The sequence below is a fragment of the Streptomyces sp. NPDC104106 genome, from assembly GCF_055584345.1.
On sequence record NZ_JBVJMF010000011.1, the window covers coordinates 129769 to 150198 of the forward strand.

Consider the following 20430-nt stretch of genomic DNA (forward strand, 5'->3'; position numbering starts at 1 on the left):
AAAAACGCCGAGGGCCCTGCTCGGCAGGGCCCTCGTGGCGTGTGACGGAAAGCGTTCAGAGCAGCGTGGCCACCGGCGGTGCGGTCGGCCAGGTCATGCGGATCAGGCCGCCGTCCTGTCCGGTGGTGACCTGCACGTCGTCAACGAGGCCACTGATGACCGCGAGGCCCATCTCGTCCTCCTCGACGTCCGCCTCGACGTCCTGTGCGGCGCCGGGCGTGTCGCGAACGGCGTGCGGGGCCTCGTCGCCCACCTCGATGGAGAACTGTTTCTCGTCTTCGATCAGCGCCACCTTGACCGGCGCCGAGATACCGCTGCTCTGGTGCAGCCCGACGGCACGGGAGCAGGCTTCGCCCACGGCGAGCCGGACCTCGTCCAGGACGGCCTCGTCCACTCCGGCCCTGCGTGCCACCGCGGCCGCCACCAGCCGGGCGGTCCGGACGTGCTCGGGCAGCGCGCTGAAGCGGAGTTCGACGGTGGCCATGCATCCCCCTCGCGACTACGGGCGTGCGGTCGGGGGCGGGACCGCCGAACGGCCGCGTCCCCGGTGTCTTCGGTGTCCGGGCCGTGTCGGACCGGACGGGACCGCCCGGTGCCGGGGCTCACGGCAGGAGCCCCGGCACCGGCCGACGGTCCAGGTCAGTCGGTGGCCGCCACCGCTTCCTCGACCGAGGTGTGGATCGGGAACACCTTGGTGAGGCCGGTGATACGGAAGATCTTGAGAATGCGCTCCTGGTTGCAGACCAGGCGCAGCGAGCCCTCATGGGCACGCACTCGCTTCAGGCCGCCGACCAGCACGCCGAGCCCGGTGGAGTCGAGGAAGTCCACGCCCTCCATGTCGACGACGAGGTGGAAATTCCCGTCGTTCACCAGCTCGACCAGCTGCTCGCGCAGCTTGGGCGCGGTATACACGTCGATTTCGCCACCGACTCGGACGACCGTACGATCGCCGACGGTCTCGGTCGACAGGGACAGGTCCACGGATCCTCCAGCACCTTGCTATCGAGCGGTCGCCCCTCGGGCACCTCGGCTTGCGGCCCTCGGGACGCTTCGCCAGCCGCGATGGCATTCAATCACTTACCGCAGGCGCGCACGACGCCTTGGCTCCATTGTCCGTCACGCCAGTGACACACTCGGTGCCGATGGCCAAGAATCTCCGATCCGATCGATCCCCTGCGGACCCGGCGTCCCGCCCGTCCCCGGGCGCGATCCTGGACCGGCTCGCCTCCGGGCCGGGCCGGTCTGCGCGCATCACTCATACGGAGCACTTGCCCCCGCGCACGGGCCGCCATGCCGTCTGGCCTGACCGGATTCGGTCCGAGGTGATCGCGGCCGTGCAGGAATGCGGTATCCAACACCCCTGGGCGCACCAGGCGCTGGCCGCCGAGCACGCCCTGGACGGCGATTCGGTGGTCGTCGCCACCGGCACCGCCTCCGGCAAGTCCCTCGCCTACCTCGTGCCCGTCCTGTCCACCCTCCTGGAGGGCGCCGAGGCGCCCAACGGCCGGGGGGCCACGGCTCTGTACCTGTCCCCCACCAAGGCGCTCGCGGCGGACCAGTGCCGGTCGGTGAAGGAACTTTCACAACCCCTCGGCAGCGCCGTACGCCCGGCCGTGTACGACGGCGACACCCCGTTCGAGGAACGGGAGTGGATCCGCCAGTACGGCAACTACGTCCTCACCAACCCCGACATGCTGCACCGCGGGATACTGCCGTCCCACCCGCGTTGGTCCTCCTTCCTCAAGGCCCTCGCATACGTCGTCGTCGACGAGTGCCACACCTACCGGGGCGTCTTCGGGTCACACGTCGCCCAAGTGCTGCGCCGCCTGCGTCGGCTCTGCGCCCGCTACGGCTCCTCACCCGTGTTCCTGCTGGCCTCGGCGACCGCCGCCGAGCCCGCCGTCGCCGCCCGCCGGCTGACCGGCCTGCCGGTGGTGGAGGTCGCCGACGACGCCTCCCCGCGCGGGGAACTCGTCTTCGCCCTGTGGGAGCCCCCGCTCACCGAACTGCACGGCGAGAAGGGCGCGCCCGTACGGCGTACCGCCACCGCCGAGACCGCCGACCTGCTGACCGACCTGACCGTGCAGGGCGTGCGCTCGGTCGCCTTCGTACGGTCCCGGCGCGGCGCCGAGCTGATCTCGGTCATCGCCCAGGAGCGACTGGCCGACGTCGACCGCTCCCTGGTCCGGCGGGTCGCGGCCTACCGCGGCGGCTACCTCCCCGAGGAGCGGCGCGCCCTGGAGCGCGCCCTGCACTCCGGCGACCTCCTCGGGCTCGCCGCCACGACCGCCCTGGAGCTGGGCGTGGACGTCTCCGGCCTGGACGCGGTGGTGATCGCCGGCTACCCGGGCACGCGCGCGTCCCTGTGGCAGCAGGCGGGCCGCGCGGGCCGCTCCGGCCAGGGCGCCCTCGCCGTGCTGGTCGCCCGCGACGACCCGCTGGACACCTTCCTCGTCCACCACCCTGAGGCCCTGTTCCGCCAACCGGTGGAGTCGACCGTCCTCGACCCCGACAACCCCTACGTCCTCGCCCCGCACCTGTGCGCGGCCGCCGCGGAGCTGCCGCTCACCGAGCAGGACCTGGACCTCTTCGGCCCCGCCTGCGCGGACGTGCTGCCGCAGCTGGAGGCCGCGAAGCTGCTGCGCAGGCGCACCAAGGCGTGGCACTGGACGCGCCGGGAGCGGGCCGCCGACCTGACCGACATCCGCGGCGCGGGCGGCACCCCGGTGCAGGTCGTGGAGGCGGACACCGGCCGGCTGCTGGGCACGGTCGACGCGGCCGCCGCGCACTCCACGGTCCACGAGGGCGCGGTCCACCTCCACCAGGGCCGCACCTATCTGGTGCGGGAGCTGGACCTGGACGACTCGGTCGCCCTGGTCGAGCAGGCCGACCCGCCGTACTCCACGGTCGCCCGCGACACCACCTCGATCTCCATCCTGGAGACGGACACCGAGATCCCCTGGGGCGCCGGCCGGCTGTGCTACGGCTCGGTCGAGGTCACCAACCAAGTGGTCTCCTTCCTGCGCAGACGCCTCATCACCGGCGAAGTGCTCGGCGAGACCAAACTGGACCTGCCCCCGCGCACGCTGCGCACGCGCGCGGTGTGGTGGACGGTCACCGACGACCAGCTGGACGAGGCCCGGATCAACCCGGAGATCCTCGGCGGCTCCCTGCACGCCGCCGAGCACGCCTCCATCGGCCTGCTGCCCCTGTTCGCCACCTGCGACCGCTGGGACATCGGGGGCGTCTCCGTCCCCCTCCACCCGGACACCCTCCTCCCGACGGTCTTCGTCTACGACGGTCACCCCGGCGGCGCGGGCTTCGCCGAGCGCGCCTTCCACACGGCCCGCGCCTGGCTCGCCGCCACCCGCGAAGCCATCGCCTCCTGCGAGTGCGACGCCGGCTGCCCGTCCTGCATCCAGTCCCCCAAGTGCGGCAACGGCAACGACCCGTTGCACAAGCGGGGGGCCGTACGGCTCCTCACGGTGCTGTTGCGGGGGGCACCGCGGGAGCAGCCCGGAGAGGCGGCGGAGACGGGGCAGTCCGCGACGGCGGCGGGGGCGCAGGAGGAGGCAGCGGAGCCGGCAGCGGCCCCGCAGGACCCGCTCTCGACCTGACCTCCGCCGAGAAGGGCCCTCTTCCCGAGGCCGCCGTCACGTCCGAGGTCTCGCCCACGATCGCGCACCGCACCAGCCGTGCCTCCTGGGCCGCCGCCACCCGCTCGGCCCGGGCGCAGGCCGCCGCCCCGCCCTCGGCCCAGTGGTCCGCCGCCGCGAGCGCGGCCAGATCCGCGCCCCCGGCCGCGCGGTGCCGGACGACCACGGCGTGCCCCAGCGCGAGCACGGCCCCGAACACCACGCACAGCAGGGTGATCACTCCGAGGCTCCACACCGTGGCGGAGCCCCGGTCCGCACCGGAGCGCGCCCGGCCCGCGCGCCGGGCCGCCGCGCAGCCCGCCCCGCCCGCGCCGTGCGGTGCGCCGGAATTCCTCCGGCCCGTGCCCCACGCCGGCGTCCGGCCTCTCCGGCCGGCCCTCGTCTCAGGGCCGGCGGCTCGCTCGTCGCCCGTCCTCACGGCTCCTCCCCCAAAGCGCCCACCGTCTCCTCGGCCAGCGCCACGGCCTGCTCGCGGACCTCGAAGGGCAGACCGCCGAGCAACGGCGGCCTGGCCGCCACCGTCACCCGGACCTGGTCGCCCTCCCGCTGCACGGTCACGCGCGCCCCGTGCGGCGCCGCCTGCCGGGTCACCGTGACCACCGCGTCGGCCGGGTCCTGGCGGGCGGCGGCCCGGGCGCCCGTGCGGGCCGCGTCCACGCACTGGATCTGCGCCGCCACCACGAGCAGCCCCCAGACCAGCGCCATCGTGAACGCCACCAGCACACAGAGCACCACGGCCGCCTCGGCCGTCACAAACCCCCTGTCCGCCCCTCGCTCACATCCGCGCACTGAGGGCCTTCTTCACGATCGACTGCAGCTCCGCCCGGACCTGGCCGCTGGTGACGACCTCGTAGAGCAGCAACGCGAATCCGACGGCCGCCAGGATTCCCATCGCGTACTCCGACGTCACCATGCCGGCGTCCTTGCGGCACCTTCCCCACAGCCGTACCGCCGCTTGCTTGATCTTCCTGTTCATTCCAACACCCCTGAGATGTATGTCGGTTGTGTCCCGCACGCCTACGTGCCCTTGCTCGCTCCCGTACGCCCCGTACCTCTCACCTCCCTCCTCGCATGCCGCCCGCGAGTCCGATCACGACGGGCAGCACGCCGACCGCGATGAAGGCCGGCAGGAAGCACAGGCCGACGGGCGCCGAGATCAGTACGGCGGCGCGCCGGGCCCGGGCCGTGGCCGTACGGGCCCACCGCGCGCGGGCGTCCGCGGCGAGGCGGGCGGCCGGGCCGGCCGCCGGCAGCCCGGACTCGTCGGCCCGCTCCAGCAGCCGGGCCAGGGCTCCCGCGTCGGGCAGCGCGGCCAACCGGCGCCAGGCTTCCGCCGGTTCACCGCCGAGCCGCACCTCAGCCGCGCCCCGTGCCAGCGCCTGTCCGACGGGCCCGCCGAGCGCCTCTCCCACCGCCTGGGCGGCGATCACCGGAGCGGCACCGGCCGCGACACAGGCGGCCAGCAGGTCGGCGGCGAGCGGCAGCTGGAGTGCGGCCGCGGCCGTGTCCACCGGCTCCACCCGGCCGCCCACCGTCTGACGGCTCCGCCACCGCCACAGCCCGGCCCCGACGACGAGCCCCAGGACGGCCCCGGTCAGGCCGCCGACCAGCACCCACGCGCCGCACCCGGCCCCGGCCGGCGGCAACCACCGCCGCAGCACACCGGTGAGGTCGAACGACCGCCTCGGCACCGGTGTTTCCGGTCCCAGCAGCTCGGCCACCCGCCGCCGCGCCCGGCGCCGCCGCCGGGCCAGCTCCAGCCGCCGAACCACCCAGCCGAGGGCCGACACCTCGACCACGACCGTCCCCAGCCTGTGGACAACTTCGCCGCTCATACCGCCCGCTCTCCTCCCCCGCACCGCGCTGCCCGCCGAGACCGGTCCACTCCGCCCCTCCACCTCGTCTGCCGCCGCCCCTACGGCGCTCTCCCTCACCGCGCCTCCGCTCCCCGCACGATGTGGACGGCCCATGCCAGCCCTGCCGCCTCGAAGGCCGCGCCGACCGTCAGGCAGCCGAGGCCGGCGCCCGTGTGGAGCAGCACATGGAGCGGGCCGGCGCCCAGGGCCGTGCCGAGGAGCAGACCGAGGGCCGGCAGGGCGGCGAGCAGCACCGCCGTCGCCCGGGCCCCCGCCAACTGTGCTCGCAGATCAGCCCGTTGATCCCGCTCGGCGCGCAGGGCCGCCTCCAGCCGGTCGAGGCCGGCCGCGAGTCCGGCGCCCTGGTCCACGGCCACCCGCCAGCACGCGGCCACCCCGAGCAGGCCCTCGGCGCCCGGCTGCCGGGCCGCCGTGGCGAGCGCTGCGGGCACGTCTCCGCCGAAGCGTGCCGCCGCGGCCACCGCCGTCCACGCCTCGTCGAGCCCGCCGGTGTCCGACGCGGCCCGCGGCAGCGCCTCACCCGGCTGCCGTCCGGCGCGCACCTCCCCGGCGAGGGCCCCGCACAGGGCGATCACGGCGTCGGTCCGCCGCTCCCGTTCGCACCGGGTCTGCCGGGCCAGCCGCGCCCGGCGCAGCACCGGCACCCCGGCCGCCCCCGCGACGACCGGAACGACCGAGGCGCCCAGCACCGCGAGCAGCAGACCGGCCGCGAGCGCCCACCATTCGGCGCCGAGCCTGCCGCGCAGCCGGCGCAGTTCCGCACCCGCCCGCTGCCACGGGGGCGGTCCGGTCGAGACGACTCCGCCGTCCGCGAGCAGCAGCCGCGCCCGGCGCATCCCGTAGTGCCGCCCGCACAGCAGCCACAGCAGCGCGCCGAGACAGACCAGCGCCGCGCCCATGGAACCCACCGATGTACCGCCGATGCCGCCGACCCCTCCGAGCCCGGCGATCCTCCCGTACCAAGAGGTCCCGTCCATCCCACCGCCCCCGTTGATCACTGCCGTCTCCTCCCTCACCGGTCCGCCTCGTTCCCGATGGCGGCGTCGTCCGCGAACTCGCCTGCCGCACGGATCAGTTGCCGCAGCCGCTCCCAGCCCCGCTCCCGGACGAACGCCCGCTCGCCCCAGCGCAGCGCGGGCACCGTTCGCACCAGCCCCGCGCCGTCCCGCTCGAGCACATGCACCTCGGCGATCCGGCGCCGCCCGGACCTGTCCCGTACGAGGTGGAGCACCACGGAGAGCGCGGCCGCCAGTTGGCTGTGCAGCGCGGCCCGGTCGAGCCCCGCGGCCGTGGCCAGCGCCTCCAGCCGGGCCGGGACGTCCGCGGCGGCGTTGGCGTGGGCCGTGCAGCAGCCGCCTTCATGACCGGTGTTCAGGGCCGCGAGCAGATGCACCACCTCGGGCCCGCGCACCTCGCCCACGACCAGCCGGTCGGGCCGCATCCGCAGCGCCTGCCGGACGAGGTCCTCCAACGTGACGAGTCCGGCGCCCTCCTGGTTGGCGGGCCGGGTCTCCAGCCGGACGACATGCGGGTGGTCCGGCCGCAGTTCGGCGGAGTCCTCGGCGAGGACGATCCGCTCGTCCGCTCCGACCAGCCCCAGCAGGGCGCTGAGCAGGGTGGTCTTGCCGCTTCCGGTGCCGCCGCTGACCAGGAAGGAGAGCCGGGCCGCCAGCAGCGCCCGCAGGATCCTGTCGCCGCCGGGCGGCACCGTGCCGGCCGCGACCAGTTCCCGCAGGGTGAACGCGCGCGGTCGTACGACCCTGAGGGACAGACAGGTGCAGCCGACGGCGACGGGAGGCAGTACCGCGTGCAGCCGGGTACCGTCGGGCAGCCGGGCGTCCGCCCAGGGCCGGGCGTCGTCCAGGCGCCGGCCCGCCACGGCGGCCAGCCGTTGCGCGAGGCGTCGTACGGCCGCCGCGTCGGGGAAGGTGACCGGGGTCAGCTCCAGCCCGCCGCCGCGGTCGACCCACACCCGGTCCGGGGCGCAGACCAGGACGTCGGTGACGTCCGGGTCGGCGAGCAACGGCTCCAGCGGGCCGCTGCCGACCAGTTCGCTCCTCAAGTGCGCGGCCGCGCCGAGGACTTCGGCATCGCCGAGCACCCGGCCCTGTTCGCGCAGGGCCTGGGCCACGCGCGCGGGGGTGGGTTCGGCCCCGCTCTCGGCGAGCCAGCGCCGGACGCCGTCGAGCAGCGCGGCGCCGTCGGTCCGGTCGAGTCCGTGGAGTGTCACCGGGCGCCTCCGGTCTCGGCCAGGGCGCGCTCCCAGAAGGCCGTGCAGAAGCGGGCGAGCGGGCCGCGGCCGGTCGCGCCGGGCGGCTTCGCGCCGCCCTCGGGGCGCAGCAGCGCCGGTTCCACCGGGACCTCGCCGACCAGCGGCAGACCGAGCAGCCGGGCCACTTCCCGGCCGTCCAGACCGGGCGCGTACGGCCCGCGGACCGCCACCCGCACATCGCGGACGACCATGCCGACGGCGGGCGCCACCCGGCCCGCGGCCGCGACCGAGCGCAGGTCGGCGGGGACGACGAGCAGGGCCAGGTCGAGCTGGGCGAGGGCTTCGGCGACGCCGTCGTCGAGGCGGCGGGGCAGGTCCACCACGACCGTGCCGCCGCGCCGCCGGGCGGCGGCGAGCACCGCGCGCACCGCCTGGTGCGGGACGGCCACACAGTCGCCGCGGTCCCAGCTGAGCACGCGCAGCTGGTGCAGTTCCGGCAGCGACTCCTCCAGCGCGCCGCCGCCGACCCGCCCGCGCGAGGCGGCGAAGGCGGGCCAGCGCAGGCCCTCGGCGCTCTCCCCGCCGAGCAGGACGTCGAGCCCGCCGCCGAGCGGATCGGCGTCCACCAGGAGGGTGCGCAGACCCTCGCGCGCGGAGGTGACGGCGAGGGCGCACGCGAGCGTGGAGGCACCGGCCCCGCCCCGGCCGCCGATCACCCCGACCGTGAGGGCCGGGCGGCCGACGCCCTCGGCGACATCGGCGATGCGGTCGACCAGCCACTGCTCGCCGTCGGGAAGCATCAGGACGTGGTCGGCGCCGATCTGGACGGCGCGTTTCCACACCCCCGAGTCGTCCTGGTCCCGGCCGACCAGGACCACTCCGCGCCGGCGGGCGGCCCCGCCGACACGCCGGGCGGCGTCGTCGCCGACCAGTACGAGCGGGGCGCTCGCCCAGCCGTCGCCGTGGTCCGGCACGCCGTGGTGGACCTCGGGCGTGGCGCCGGCGGCCGCGCACAGGCGGAGCAGGTCGTCCAGGAGTTCGGCGTCCTCGGTGACGATGAGCGGCCGTCCCGGCCGGTCCGGAGCGCCGGGTGGCGGGTCGTGGGTGACGGTTCCGGTCACGGGTGTTCCCCCTTCGCTGCCTGGGCCGCGCGGCCCCTTCGGCCCCGCGATTCCCAAAGGTGTGGAGAACCGACAAGCGGCCCCCCATATGAGCGGCCGACGGAAACCGGCCATACGCGCTCCGGCAATCGGAACCGGCCATGAACTCGCCACGGCCGATGCGCGCTGGAATCACGGTGCAGCGATCCGCGAAATAATGTGGATCTTGGTGGAAAACTGTGGACAACTCAGGGCCTGTGAATATCTGTGTCACCCATACCGGTGACACCGGTACCGAGCCCCGTGCGACTCCCACAGAGCAGCGCGGCGATTACTCTGAGTAACGGATCACGGGCATGGCGAAACGTCGCCCACGACGGCGCACCGGCGGCCACGCGACCGCGAAAGGGAAGGGGAAGAGGACGTAAAGCCGTCCGGACATGCGACGACCCCCGCCGGGGGGGAGAGCGGGGGTCGTCCCCACGGCCGACTCGGGGGGGGAGGAGTCGGACCGGGTTAGCACGGTCGCGAACGATCCGTGACTTCCATGGTGTACCCGAGAGCCCTCTCAGGCAAACCCACGCGCCACACCTTACGCCGAATGGTGGGCGCCTATGCTCAGGGACGTGGAAAACCACTCCTCGCCCCGCGCCGCGGCCTTCTTTGACCTGGACAAGACGGTCATTGCGAAGTCGAGCACGCTCACCTTCAGCAAGTCCTTCTACCAAGGCGGACTGATCAACCGCAGGGCCGCGCTGCGCACCGCATATGCCCAGTTCGTCTTCCTGGCCGGCGGCCTGGATCACGACCAGATGGAGCGCATGCGCGAGTATCTGTCCACCCTGTGCCGCGGCTGGAACGTGCGGCAGGTGCGGGAGATCGTCGCCGAGACCCTGCACGACCTGATCGACCCGATCATCTACGACGAGGCCGCCTCCCTCATCGAGGAGCACCACACGGCCGGGCGCGACGTGGTCATCGTGTCGACCTCGGGCGCCGAGGTGGTCGAGCCGATCGGCGAACTGCTGGGAGCGGACCGGGTGGTGGCCACCCGCATGGTCGTCGGCGACGACGGCTGCTTCACCGGGGAGGTGGAGTACTACGCCTACGGCCCGACCAAGGCCGAGGCGATCCGCGAGCTGGCCGCGTCCGAGGGCTACGACCTCGACCGCTGCTACGCCTACAGCGACTCCGCGACCGATCTGCCGATGCTCCGGGCGGTCGGCAATCCGCACGCCGTCAACCCGGACCGCGCGCTGCGCCGCGAGGCTCTCGTGCGCGGGTGGCCGGTTCTGGAGTTCCGCCGACCGGTCCCGCTCAAGAAACGGCTGCCCACACTGGCGGTCCCGCCCCGCCCGGCGCTCGTCGCAGCGGCGGCCGTAGGGGCGGCGGCCGCGACCGCGGGCCTCGTCTGGTACGCCAGCCGGCGTCGCGGCACGGCCTGAACTCGACCCGTTTCACCCTGTTTGAACCCTAAAGTAAAGAAGTGCGAACAGGGCTTCCGCTTCCTCCGGGCTCGCGGTAGAAAGAATTCAGGCCCGCGAGACCAAAGGACATCCGCGAGGATCACCTACCACTACGCAGTTGGCCCCACGGACCCCGCATGAACACCGGGCACCCACGCGACGTCGACCCGTCGATTACGGGCCAGCCGCACCAGGTGACGGGCAAAGATCCCGACCTGATGGGCGACACATCGAGGACGCTTGGTAACCCGGTGAGCATGCCAGCGGCGGTACGAGAAATCGTACCGCCGCATCGCGTTCACACATGTGTCAGGCCGCGCCCCGCTGGAGCGCCTCGCAGACGGCCGTCGACTCCCGCACGCCCAGCTCGACCGCCCGTCCGCAGTGGGCGATCCAGGCCGCCATGCCCTCGGGGGTGCCGGAGACGTATCCGTCGAGGGCCGCCAGGTAGGCGGCGCGGCCCAGCTCGGCGTACCCGACCTCGGCCGGGCAGATCGCCTTCGGGTCCAGGCCGCTGCCGACCAGGACGATCCGCTCGGCCGCGCGCGCGACCAGGCCGTTGTGCGACACGAAGGGCCGCAGGGCGAGCAGTTCGCCGTGCACCACGGCGGCCGTGACCAGCGCGGGCGCGGACGACCCGGCGATGATCAGCTCCGCGAGCCCCTCCAGCCGACCGGAGACCTCCGCGGCGTCCGGCAGTGGCAGCTCGATCAGCGGTTCGTCCACCGCCTCACCCGCCTGGCGCGGCCGGCCGGTCTCGTCGCCGTCGCCCGCCGCGGCCACCAGGTGCAGCCGGGCCAGCACCCGCAGCGGCGACTGGCGCCAGATGGACAGCAGCTGCCCCGCCTCGGCGGACAGGCGCAGGGCCGCGCCCATCACGCGCGCCTCGGCATCGCCGCTGAAGTCGGTGCGCCGCCGCACCTCCTCCAGGGCCCAGTCGGCGCCGGACAACGCGGCCGAGCCACGGGCGCCGCGCAGGGCCGCCTCGGCGGTGATCTCGGTGCTGCGGCGCCGCATGATCCGGTGTCCGTAGACCCGGTCCACTGCCTTGCGCACGGACTCCACGGACTCGGCCACACCGGGCAGTGAGCCCAGGGCCGCAAGCGGGTCCCCCTTGCTCGAAGTCGTTCGCGAGCTTGGGGGCGGATCGGCGGGCGCGCCTGTCGTACTCATGAGTACGACACTACGCACCTCATCGCCCTGCCCCTCGAAGGAGTGGTCTTCTTCACTCTGACTGACACATACAGCGATCGACTGACTACCGTTGATGAACATGAAAATTGCTTTCGTCGGGAAGGGCGGCAGCGGCAAGACCACGCTCTCGTCCCTCTTCATCCGCCATCTCGCGGCCGCCGGCGCCCCGGTGGTCGCCATCGACGCGGACATCAACCAGCACCTCGGTCCGGCGCTCGGACTCGACGAGGCAGAGGCGGCCGCGCTGCCCGCCATGGGTGAGCGGCTGCCGCTGATCAAGGACTATCTGCGCGGCACGAACCCGCGCATCCCCTCCGCCACCACGATGATCAAGACGACCCCGCCCGGTGAGGGCTCGCGCCTGGTCCGGGTCCGGGAGCCCAACGACATCTACGACGCCTGCGCGCGCCCGGTGGAACTCGACGGCGGCGCCGTACGTTTGATGGTCACAGGCCCCTTCACGGACGCCGACCTGGGGGTCGCCTGCTACCACTCCAAGACGGGAGCGGTGGAGCTGTTCCTGAACCACCTCGTCGACGGCCCCGACGAGTACGTCGTGGTCGACATGACGGCCGGTTCCGACTCCTTCGCCTCCGGCATGTTCACCCGATTCGACATGACGTTCCTCGTCGCCGAGCCGACCCGGAAGGGGGTCTCCGTCTACCGCCAGTACAAGGAGTACGCCCGCGACTTCGGCGTCGCCCTGAAGGTCGTCGGCAACAAGATCCAGGAACAGGACGACATCGACTTCCTGCGCGCGGAGGTCGGGGACGACCTGCTGGTGACGGTGGGCCGCTCGGACTGGGTGCGCGCCATGGAGAAGGGGCGCCCGCCCCGGTTCGATCTGCTGGAGGAGGCCAACTCCCGCGCTCTGCACGTCCTGCGGGCCACCGCGGACGCCACGTACGAGCTGCGGGACTGGGAGCGTTACACCCGCCAGATGGTCCACTTCCACCTGAAGAACGCCGAGGCGTGGGGCAACGAACGCACCGGGACCGACCTGGCGGCCCAGGTCGACCCCGGCTTCGTGCTCGGCGAGAGCGCCGTCGCGGGCGTCACGGCTCCGGCCTGACGACACGTTCCCGGCACCGGCTCATCGCCGTCGGCCGCGCGCCGTCGCCCCCTCGCCGACCACCCGATGGCGGCCACCGCCCGACGGCTACTGCTTGACCGCCGGCGCCCCGGGCACCCCCTTGGGCGCCGGAGCCGGACGCCCGGAGAGGAAGGACGCCCAGCCCTGCCTGGGCGCCTCGCCCACCTGCAGGGTGCGCAGCTTCTTCAGGGTCTGCGGATCCTGGGCGTCCAGCCAGTCGGCGAGCTGGTGGAAGGACACGCAGCGCACGTCGGGCTTGTTGCACACCTCCTTCACCGTGTCCTCGACGGCACGCATGTACGTACCGCCGTTCCAGGACTCGAAGTGGTTGCCGATGACCAGTGGCGCGCGGTTGCCGTCGTAGGCCCGGTAGAAGCCCTTGACCAGGCCGTCGCGCATCTGCTCGCCCCAGTAGTCGAACTTGTCGGGGTCGCCCTGGGTCTGGGTGCCGGACTGGTTGACCATGAAGTTGTAGTCCATGGTCAGCTGCTCGTAGGTGTGGCCCGGGAAGGGCACCAGCTGCATCGACAGGTCCCACAGGCCCTCCTTCTTCTGTGGCCAGACCTGGTTGTCGACGCCGCTGGAGTCGTAGCGGAAGCCCAGCCGGCGGGCCGCCTTCATGAAGTTCTGCTGGCCTTCGAGGCAGGGGGTGCGGGCGCCGATCAGCTCCTTGTCGTAGTCGAAGGGCAGCGGGGCCGCCTTCTTCATGCCGGTGTTGGTCTTCCAGGTCTTCACGAACTGCTTGGCCTGGTTGATCTCGCTCTTCCACTCGTCCACAGACCAGGTGCCGACCCCGCCGTCCGGCCCGCAGAAGTGGCCGTTGAAGTGGGTGCCGATCTCGTTGCCCTCCAACCAGGCAAGCCGGGCCTGTTTGACGGTGTCGGCGATCCCCTGCTGGTTGTTGAAACCGATGTCGGAGCGGCCCGGCGAGTGCTGCGGGGGCTTGTAGAGGTCGCGCTTGTCCTCCGGCAGCATGTACACGCCGCTGAGGAAGTACGTCATCGTCGCGTGGTTCTCCTTGGCGACCTTGCGGAAGTGCGAGAACAGCTTCTGGCTGTCCTCGCCCGCGCCGTCCCAGGAGAAGACGACGAACTGGGGAGGCTTCTGACCGGGCTTGAGCCGCTCGGGCCTGGGCAGATGCGGCTGCGCACCGGTGTACGCGGTGGAGCCGTCGCCGATCAGCCGGACCACGTTCCGGGGTGCCGCCGCCCCCTTCTGCGGGCCGGGCGCCCCTTCCTTCGGACCGTGGGAGCCGGTCGCGCAACCGGCGAGCGACGAGGCACAGACCGCGGCGACCACGACGCCGACGGCGATCCTCTGGTTGGCGGTCATGTTCCGCCACCTTCTTCCTTCTCTCGGGCACACGCTGAAAAGGGCTGCTTTCTCGTGGCATGCCGGGATGGAACCGACAGCGCCGCCAAGGTCGCACGGGGCCGAGAAGGAGTTACTACGACAAGCCGATCAAATGATTAGTTCACTCGCGCGAGCGATTCGATAGGTCATCTGCACCGAAAAGCTATGCCATCTATTTACATTGCATTACCTTTTATTTACTGTCCGTGCTGCACCTCAGCCAGCCCGCGCCCAGCCGCTCCGGAGGAGTCGGGACCATGCCAGCCTGCGCACGTCCTCACGCCCAGCACCCCCACAAGCCGCACGGTCCGCCGGCCCGGCGCCGCCGCCTCCCCTTCGCGGGTGCCGACCTGTCCGCGTCCGTCGCGGTCTTCCTGATCGCGCTGCCCCTGTCCCTGGGCATCGCCCTCGCCACAGGCGCCCCGCTCCAGGCCGGCCTGGTCGCCGCGGCCGTGGGCGGGATCGTGGCCGGCCGGCTCGGCGGCTGCCCGCTCCAGGTGAGCGGGCCCGCCGCGGGGCTGACCGTGGTCACCGCCGACCTGATCCAGCGCTACGGCTGGCGGGCGACCTGCGGCATCACCGTCCTCGCCGGACTCGCGCAGCTCGGCCTCGGCTGCCTGCGGGTGGCGCGCGGCGCGCTCGCCGTCAGCCCGGCCGCGGTGCACGGCATGCTCGCCGGAATCGGCCTCACCATCGCCCAGCTGCACATCGTCCTCGGCGGCAGCCCGACCAGCTCCGTCATCGCCAACCTCCGTGCTCTGCCTGACCAGTTGGCCCGGCTGCATCCGGCGGCCGTGTCGATGAGCGCCCTCACGCTCGCGCTGCTGCTGGCCTGGCCCCGCCTGCCCGGTCGCGCCGGACACCTGCTGCGCCGGCAGCCCGCCGCCCTCGTCGCCGTCACCGGAGCCACCACCACGGCCGCCCTCGCCGGCCTGGCCCTGCCCCGGGTGGACCTGCAGTCCTGGCGCAGCCACGCCCTGGCCGGGCTGCCCGAGGGCCCGGTCCTCGGCGTCGTCGCCGCCTTACTCACGACCACGCTGGTGTGCAGCGTGCAGTCGCTGCTCGGCGCGGTGGCCGTGGACAAGCTGGTCGCCGCCCGCTCCGGCCCGCTCGCCCCCATCGGCGCGGTCGCCGGTGTCGGCCGGCCGATCTCGACCGGGAGTTGCTGGGCCAGGGAGCCGCCAACGTGGTCTCCGGGGCACTCGGCGGGCTGCCGGTCGCGGGAGTGGCGGTGCGCAGCGCGGCGCATGTGAAATCCGGTGCGGTGAGCCGGAACTCCACGATGCTGCACGGCGTTCTCGTAGTAGTCGCCGCCGTGCTGACGGCCCCGATCCTGGGGGAGATCCCGCTCGCCTCCCTCGCCGCCCTGGTGATGGCCGTCGGCATCCAGATGGTGTCCCTGCACCACATCCGCACGGTGACGCGCCACCGAGAAGCGCTGGTCTACGCCGCGACCACACTCGGGGTGGTGCTCCTCGGCGTCCTCCAGGGCGTGTTCCTCGGGGTCGCCTCGGCGGTCGCCCTCGCCCTGCACCGCCTCGCCCGCACCCGTATCACCCATGTCCAGAAGGAAGGAGTCCACCACGTACGTATCAGAGGCCAGGTGACGTTCCTCGCGGTGCCCCGGCTCAGCAGAGCCCTGCATCTCGTGCCCCAAGGTGCTCATGCGGTCGTGGAGTTGGACGGCTCGTTCATCGACCACGCGACGTACGAGTCACTGCAGGACTGGCACAACGCCCACGTCGCGGGAGGCGGCACGGCCGCCCTGCCCGGCCGCCGCGGCGGAGTGCGCACCTCCGCGGCCCTGAACCGGGCCCTGGCGCACCCCGCTTGGGTCGCCACCGGTCCGGCCGGGCCGACCGGCGGCTCGGACAGACCAGCCGTCCGGGCCGGCGTGTGTCGGTGGCGGCCCTGGACGCCATGGCGCGATCAGCTGCGGCTCGGGGTGAGGCGGCGGGGCGGGAGCTGGCGCGGGGCATCGGTTCGTTCCAGCGGCACACCGCGCCGCTGGTGCGGGCGGAGTTGGCGCGGCTCGCCCGGGAGAGGCAGCGGCCCGCACAGCTCTTCCTGACCTGCGCCGACTCCCGGCTCGTCACGTCGATGATCACCGCCAGTGGTCCCGGCGACCTGTTCGTCGTCCGCAACGTCGGCAACCTGGTGCCGCCGCCGGGCAAGGAGCACGGTGACGACTCGGTGGCGGCTGCCGTCGAGTACGCCGTGGAGGTGCTCGGGGTGCGCTCCATCACCGTGTGCGGGCATTCGGGATCCGGGGCGATGCAGGCGCTGCTGTCCGCCGGGACCGAGGTCGGGACCGGAACCGGGACCGGCGGTTCGGGTGCGGACGGGACCGTGGCCGCGCCCGCCGGCGAGGGCACGCCGCTGCGCCGATGGCTCCGCCACGGCCTGCCGAGTCTCGCGCGGACGAGCCAGGACCACCGCGGTCGGCCGGGGCTCGCCGGGCGGCCGCCGGCGGACGCTGTGGAGGAGCTGTGCCTGGCCAACGTGGTCCAGCAGTTGGAGCACCTGCGGGCGCACCGGCCGGTCGCGCGGGCGCTGGCCAGAGGCACGCTGGAGTTGCACGGGATGTACTTCGACGTGGCCGAGGCGCGGGCCTATCTGCTGGCCGGGGCGGAAGGGGAAGGGGGCCGGGAGTTCGTGGGCGTCAAGGAGGGCGTCGTCGCAGGAGAGGAGGCACGTGGGGCCGGTTGAGCCCCACTCATCGATAGGTCTAAACCAATTTTGCCGACGACCCTTGTCATCGGACCCCCGCGTCTGATGAGCTGTGGCCTGGGACACAACGGACACCCTTCGAGAGGGAGATGTCGTGAGCAACGAAAGCCTGGCCAACCTGCTCAAAGAAGAACGCAGGTTCGCGCCGCCCGCCGACCTGGCCGCGCACGCCAACGTCACCGCGGAGGCGTACGCACAGGCCAAGGCTGACAGGCTCGGCTTCTGGGCCGAGCAGGCCCGTCGGCTGACCTGGGCCAAGGAACCGACCGAGACGCTGGACTGGTCGAACCCTCCGTTCGCGAAGTGGTTCAAGGACGGCGAGCTGAACGTCGCCTACAACTGCGTGGACCGCCACGTCGAGGCGGGACACGGCGACCGCGTCGCCATCCACTTCGAGGGCGAGCCCGGCGACAGCCGCTCGATCACCTACGCGGAGCTGAAGGACGAGGTCTCCAGGGCGGCCAACGCCCTGCTGGAGCTGGGCGTCCGCAAGGGCGACCGGGTCGCCATCTACATGCCGATGATCCCGGAGACCGCGATCGCGATGCTGGCCTCGGCCCGGATCGGCGCCGCGCACTCGGTCGTCTTCGGCGGCTTCTCGGCCGACGCACTCGCGACCCGCATCCAGGACGCGGACGCCAAGGTCGTCATCACCTCGGACGGCGGCTACCGGCGCGGCAAGCCCTCCGCGCTCAAGCCGGCCGTGGACGAGGCACTGACCAAGGCCACCGGCGTCGAGCACGTGCTGGTGGTGCGCCGTACCGGTCAGGACGTCGCCTGGAACGACGCGCGGGACCTGTGGTGGCACGACGTGGTGGGCCGGCAGTCCGCCGAGCACACCCCGGAGGCGTTCGACGCCGAGCACCCGCTGTTCATCCTCTACACCTCAGGGACGACGGGTAAGCCGAAGGGCATCCTGCACACCTCCGGCGGCTACCTCACGCAGACGGCGTACACCCACTGGGCCGTCTTCGACCTGAAGCCGGAGACGGACGTGTACTGGTGCACGGCCGACGTCGGCTGGGTCACCGGGCACTCGTACATCGTCTACGGCCCGCTGGCCAACGGCGCGACGCAGGTCATGTACGAGGGCACGCCGGACACTCCCCACCAGGGCCGGTTCTGGGAGATCGTGCAGAAGTACAAGGTCACGATCCTCTACACCGCGCCGACCGCGATCCGGACGTTCATGAAGTGGGGCGACGGCATCCCCGCCAAGTTCGACCTCGGCAGCCTGCGTGTCCTCGGTTCCGTCGGCGAGCCCATCAACCCCGAGGCGTGGATCTGGTACCGGAAGAACATCGGCGCCGACGCCACGCCCGTCGTGGACACGTGGTGGCAGACCGAGACCGGCGCGATGATGATCTCGCCGCTGCCCGGGGTCACCGACGCCAAGCCCGGCTCCGCGCAGACCCCGCTGCCCGGCATCAGCGCGACCGTCGTGGACGACGAGGCGAACGAGGTGCCGAACGGCGGCGGCGGCTACCTGGTGCTGACCGAGCCGTGGCCGTCGATGCTGCGCACCATCTGGGGCGACGACCAGCGGTTCGTGGACACCTACTGGTCCCGCTTCGAGGGCAAGTACTTCGCCGGTGACGGCGCGAAGAAGGACGACGACGGCGACATCTGGCTGCTCGGCCGTGTGGACGACGTCATGCTCGTGTCCGGGCACAACATCTCCACCACCGAGGTCGAGTCGGCGCTCGTCTCGCACCCCTCGGTCGCCGAGGCGGCCGTCGTCGGCGCCGCCGACGAGACCACCGGCCAGGCGATCGTCGCCTTCGTCATCCTGCGCGGTACGGCCGCGGAGACCGAGGCGCTCGTCGGCGAACTGCGCGACCACGTGGGAGCCACGCTCGGCCCGATCGCCAAGCCCAGGCGGATCCTGCCGGTGGGCGAGCTGCCCAAGACCCGCTCCGGCAAGATCATGCGCCGGCTGCTGCGCGACGTCGCCGAGAACCGCCAGCTCGGAGACGTCACGACCCTGACGGACTCCACGGTCATGGACCTCATCCAGGCCAAGCTGCCGGCAGCGCCCAGCGAGGACTGACCGGCACCGGACAGCGACGGGGCGCCCGGCCCGCAGGCCGGGCGCCCCGTGCGCGTCCGCGTGCGGACCACCGGCCCGGGCCGCTCCCTTTGAGCAAAGCGCCACGCTTAGGTAAGCTAAGTAAAGCGTCAAAAGTACGACAAGGGTGTGCCGGGAAGTCTGGTCGGCAAGGTGAGCCGTCCTGCCTATCCACCGGAGGTCCCCCGTGGCCGCGCCCCGCACCCGTACAGCCCGTAAGGTCCTCGGACGCCTGTCGCTGCCCGAGCGGTCCTTCGTCGCGGACGCGCTGCGCACGGAGACAGTCGGCGGTGTCCTGCTGCTCCTCGCCGCCGTCGCGGCCCTCGTCTGGGCGAACATCCCCGCCCTCCACCACGGCTACGAAGCCGTCACCGACTTCCACCTGGGCCCCGGTTCGCTCGGTCTGCACCTGTCCCTGGCGCACTGGGCCGCCGACGGCCTGCTCGCGGTGTTCTTCTTCGTCGCCGGCATCGAGCTGAAGCGCGAGCTGGTCGCCGGGGACCTGCGCGATCCGGAGGCGGCCGCGCTGCCCGTGGTCGCCGCGCTGTGCGGCATGGCCGTACCGGCGCTCGTCTCCACCCTCACCAACCTCGCCGGGCACGGTTCGACGCGTGGCTGGGCGGTGCCCACCGCGACCGACATCGCCTTCGCGCTCGCCGTCCTCGCGGTCATCGGCACCTCGCTGCCCAGCGCCCTGCGCGCCTTCCTGCTCACCCTCGCGGTCGTCGACGACCTCTTCGCGATCCTGATCATCGCGATCTTCTTCACCGACCGGGTGAACTTCGCCGCGCTCGGCGGCGCCGTCGCGGGTCTGGTCGTGTTCTGGGTGCTCCTGCGCAAGGGCGTGCGCGGGTGGTACGTGTACGTGCCGCTCGCGCTGGTGATCTGGGCGCTGATGTACAACAGCGGCGTGCACGCCACGATCGCCGGGGTGGCGATGGGCCTGATGCTGCGCTGCACCACCCGCGAAGGTGAGGAGCACTCTCCCGGCGAGCACATCGAGCACCTGGTGCGGCCACTGTCCGCAGGGCTCGCTGTCCCGGTGTTCGCGCTGCTCAGCGCCGGGGTGAAGGTCTCCGGCGGGGCGCTCGGGGACGTGTTCACGAAGCCCGAGACGCTGGGCGTGGTCCTCGGGCTGGTCATCGGCAAGACGCTCGGCATATTCGGCGGCACGTGGCTGACCGTCCGCTTCACCCGCGCCTCCCTGAGCGAGGACCTCGCCTGGGCCGACGTCTTCGCGGTGGCCTCGCTCGCCGGAATAGGCTTCACCGTCTCCCTGCTCATCGGCGAACTCGCCTTCGCCGGCGACGCCGTCCTCAGCGACGAGGTGAAGGCCGCCGTCCTCACCGGATCGCTGATCGCGGCGGTGTGTGCGACGGTGCTGCTGAAGATGCGCAACGCCAAGTACCGCAGGCTGTGCGAGGAAGAGGAGCGCGACGACGACCTCGACGGCATCCCGGACGTGTACGAGCAGGACGACCCGGCGTACCACCTGCGCATGGCCGAGATCCACGAGCGCAAGGCCGCCGAGCACCGGCGCATCGCCGCCGAGCGGGCCGCTGCGGCACGCCACGGGCTTGCCGAAGTGGCGGGCGGGGCAGGCGGGGAGGACGGCCGTCCGGCATGATCTGACGAGACGGTACAAAACAAGACGGCCACACCAGCAGGAGGCCGGACCGGG

17 protein-coding genes and 1 pseudogene are annotated in these 20430 nt (G+C 72.7%); 7 read left to right on the forward strand and 11 right to left on the reverse strand.

Annotated elements, in window-relative coordinates:
* Window positions 1–55: 55 nt before the first annotated feature.
* Both ACZ60X_RS25440 and bldG read right to left on the reverse strand, forming a co-directional pair.
* The gene (locus ACZ60X_RS25440; RefSeq protein WP_469602673.1) at window positions 56–484 is read right to left on the reverse strand and encodes an ATP-binding protein; all 429 of its coding nucleotides are present in this window, start codon (window positions 482–484) and stop codon (window positions 56–58) included.
* 155 nt (window positions 485–639) lie between these two features.
* Window positions 640–981, reverse strand: a complete 342-nt coding sequence (gene bldG, locus ACZ60X_RS25445) for an anti-sigma factor antagonist BldG (protein WP_023547751.1) — start codon at window positions 979–981, stop codon at window positions 640–642.
* A 161-nt stretch (window positions 982–1142) separates the two neighbouring features.
* On the opposite strand from bldG, the gene ACZ60X_RS25450 reads away from it, so the two are divergent.
* A complete protein-coding gene (locus ACZ60X_RS25450; RefSeq protein ID WP_469602677.1) occupies window positions 1143–3617 on the forward strand; it encodes a DEAD/DEAH box helicase in 2475 nt (824 codons plus the stop codon).
* A gap of 40 nt (window positions 3618–3657) precedes the next feature.
* Here the strand turns inward: ACZ60X_RS25450 and ACZ60X_RS25455 are convergent.
* From ACZ60X_RS25455 to ssd, 7 genes and pseudogenes are all read right to left on the reverse strand, one after another.
* Window positions 3658–4074, reverse strand: a pseudogene (locus ACZ60X_RS25455) (Rv3654c family TadE-like protein); the annotation flags it as partial.
* Entirely contained in the window at window positions 4071–4409 is a 339-nt protein-coding gene (locus ACZ60X_RS25460; RefSeq protein ID WP_469602681.1) for a TadE family type IV pilus minor pilin, read from the reverse strand. The gene ACZ60X_RS25460 and the pseudogene ACZ60X_RS25455, both read right to left, overlap by 4 nt.
* A 22-nt stretch (window positions 4410–4431) precedes the next feature.
* Window positions 4432–4632, reverse strand: a complete 201-nt coding sequence (locus ACZ60X_RS25465) for a DUF4244 domain-containing protein (protein WP_469602683.1) — start codon at window positions 4630–4632, stop codon at window positions 4432–4434.
* 79 nt (window positions 4633–4711) lie between these two features.
* Window positions 4712–5491, reverse strand: a complete 780-nt coding sequence (locus tag ACZ60X_RS25470; protein WP_469602685.1) for a type II secretion system F family protein — start codon at window positions 5489–5491, stop codon at window positions 4712–4714.
* 95 nt (window positions 5492–5586) lie between these two features.
* On the reverse strand, window positions 5587–6432 hold the full coding sequence (locus ACZ60X_RS25475) for a type II secretion system F family protein (protein ID WP_469603107.1): 846 nt from the start codon (window positions 6430–6432) through the stop codon (window positions 5587–5589).
* Between the two features lie 113 nt (window positions 6433–6545).
* Window positions 6546–7763, reverse strand: coding sequence for a TadA family conjugal transfer-associated ATPase (locus tag ACZ60X_RS25480; protein WP_469602687.1), 1218 nt, complete (start codon window positions 7761–7763; stop codon window positions 6546–6548).
* Window positions 7760–8866, reverse strand: a complete 1107-nt coding sequence (gene ssd / locus ACZ60X_RS25485; protein ID WP_469602689.1) for a septum site-determining protein Ssd — start codon at window positions 8864–8866, stop codon at window positions 7760–7762. The genes ACZ60X_RS25480 and ssd overlap by 4 nt, the downstream gene beginning before the upstream one ends.
* Window positions 8867–9459: 593 nt before the next feature.
* Here ssd and ACZ60X_RS25490 point away from each other — a divergent pair.
* Window positions 9460–10290 (forward strand): HAD family hydrolase, encoded by an 831-nt coding sequence (locus tag ACZ60X_RS25490; protein ID WP_469602691.1) that lies wholly within the window; start codon window positions 9460–9462, stop codon window positions 10288–10290.
* 330 nt (window positions 10291–10620) lie between these two features.
* Here ACZ60X_RS25490 and ACZ60X_RS25495 read toward each other — a convergent pair whose 3' ends face one another.
* On the reverse strand, window positions 10621–11484 hold the full coding sequence (locus ACZ60X_RS25495) for a Fic family protein (RefSeq protein WP_469602693.1): 864 nt from the start codon (window positions 11482–11484) through the stop codon (window positions 10621–10623).
* Window positions 11485–11578: 94 nt separating this feature from the next.
* On the opposite strand from ACZ60X_RS25495, the gene ACZ60X_RS25500 reads away from it, so the two are divergent.
* Window positions 11579–12577, forward strand: coding sequence for an ATP-binding protein (locus ACZ60X_RS25500; protein WP_469602696.1), 999 nt, complete (start codon window positions 11579–11581; stop codon window positions 12575–12577).
* An 87-nt stretch (window positions 12578–12664) separates the two neighbouring features.
* Here the strand turns inward: ACZ60X_RS25500 and ACZ60X_RS25505 are convergent, their stop codons facing one another.
* Window positions 12665–13930, reverse strand: coding sequence for a polysaccharide deacetylase family protein (locus ACZ60X_RS25505; RefSeq protein ID WP_469602698.1), 1266 nt, complete (start codon window positions 13928–13930; stop codon window positions 12665–12667).
* Window positions 13931–14208: 278 nt separating this feature from the next.
* Here ACZ60X_RS25505 and ACZ60X_RS25510 point away from each other — a divergent pair, with 278 nt between their 5' ends.
* The 4 genes from ACZ60X_RS25510 to nhaA all read left to right on the forward strand — a co-directional run bounded on the left by ACZ60X_RS25510 (window position 14209) and on the right by nhaA (window position 20376).
* On the forward strand, window positions 14209–15204 hold the full coding sequence (locus ACZ60X_RS25510) for a SulP family inorganic anion transporter (protein WP_469602701.1): 996 nt from the start codon (window positions 14209–14211) through the stop codon (window positions 15202–15204).
* A complete protein-coding gene (locus ACZ60X_RS25515; RefSeq protein ID WP_469603110.1) occupies window positions 15086–16660 on the forward strand; it encodes a carbonic anhydrase in 1575 nt (524 codons plus the stop codon). The genes ACZ60X_RS25510 and ACZ60X_RS25515 overlap by 119 nt, the downstream gene beginning before the upstream one ends.
* A 115-nt stretch (window positions 16661–16775) precedes the next feature.
* Window positions 16776–18731, forward strand: a complete 1956-nt coding sequence (acs, locus tag ACZ60X_RS25520; RefSeq protein WP_469602704.1) for an acetate--CoA ligase — start codon at window positions 16776–16778, stop codon at window positions 18729–18731.
* 205 nt (window positions 18732–18936) lie between these two features.
* On the forward strand, window positions 18937–20376 hold the full coding sequence (nhaA, locus tag ACZ60X_RS25525) for a Na+/H+ antiporter NhaA (RefSeq protein ID WP_469602706.1): 1440 nt from the start codon (window positions 18937–18939) through the stop codon (window positions 20374–20376).
* The last annotated feature ends 54 nt before the right edge of the window (window positions 20377–20430 follow it).

Bases quoted from the DNA above. Each gene is read 5' to 3' on its own strand.
- ACZ60X_RS25450 (WP_469602677.1), top strand. From the start codon at position 1,143: ATGGCCAAGAATCTCCGATCCGATCGATCCCCTGCGGACCCGGCGTCC.
- ACZ60X_RS25465 (WP_469602683.1), bottom strand. From the start codon at position 4,632: ATGAACAGGAAGATCAAGCAAGCGGCGGTACGGCTGTGGGGAAGGTGC.
- ACZ60X_RS25510 (WP_469602701.1), top strand. From the start codon at position 14,209: ATGCCAGCCTGCGCACGTCCTCACGCCCAGCACCCCCACAAGCCGCAC.
- ACZ60X_RS25470 (WP_469602685.1), bottom strand. From the start codon at position 5,491: ATGAGCGGCGAAGTTGTCCACAGGCTGGGGACGGTCGTGGTCGAGGTG.
- ACZ60X_RS25505 (WP_469602698.1), bottom strand. From the start codon at position 13,930: ATGACCGCCAACCAGAGGATCGCCGTCGGCGTCGTGGTCGCCGCGGTC.
- ACZ60X_RS25440 (WP_469602673.1), bottom strand. From the start codon at position 484: ATGGCCACCGTCGAACTCCGCTTCAGCGCGCTGCCCGAGCACGTCCGG.
- ACZ60X_RS25500 (WP_469602696.1), top strand. From the start codon at position 11,579: ATGAACATGAAAATTGCTTTCGTCGGGAAGGGCGGCAGCGGCAAGACC.
- ACZ60X_RS25495 (WP_469602693.1), bottom strand. From the start codon at position 11,484: ATGAGTACGACAGGCGCGCCCGCCGATCCGCCCCCAAGCTCGCGAACG.
- ACZ60X_RS25490 (WP_469602691.1), top strand. From the start codon at position 9,460: ATGCTCAGGGACGTGGAAAACCACTCCTCGCCCCGCGCCGCGGCCTTC.
- ACZ60X_RS25475 (WP_469603107.1), bottom strand. From the start codon at position 6,432: ATGGGCGCGGCGCTGGTCTGTCTCGGCGCGCTGCTGTGGCTGCTGTGC.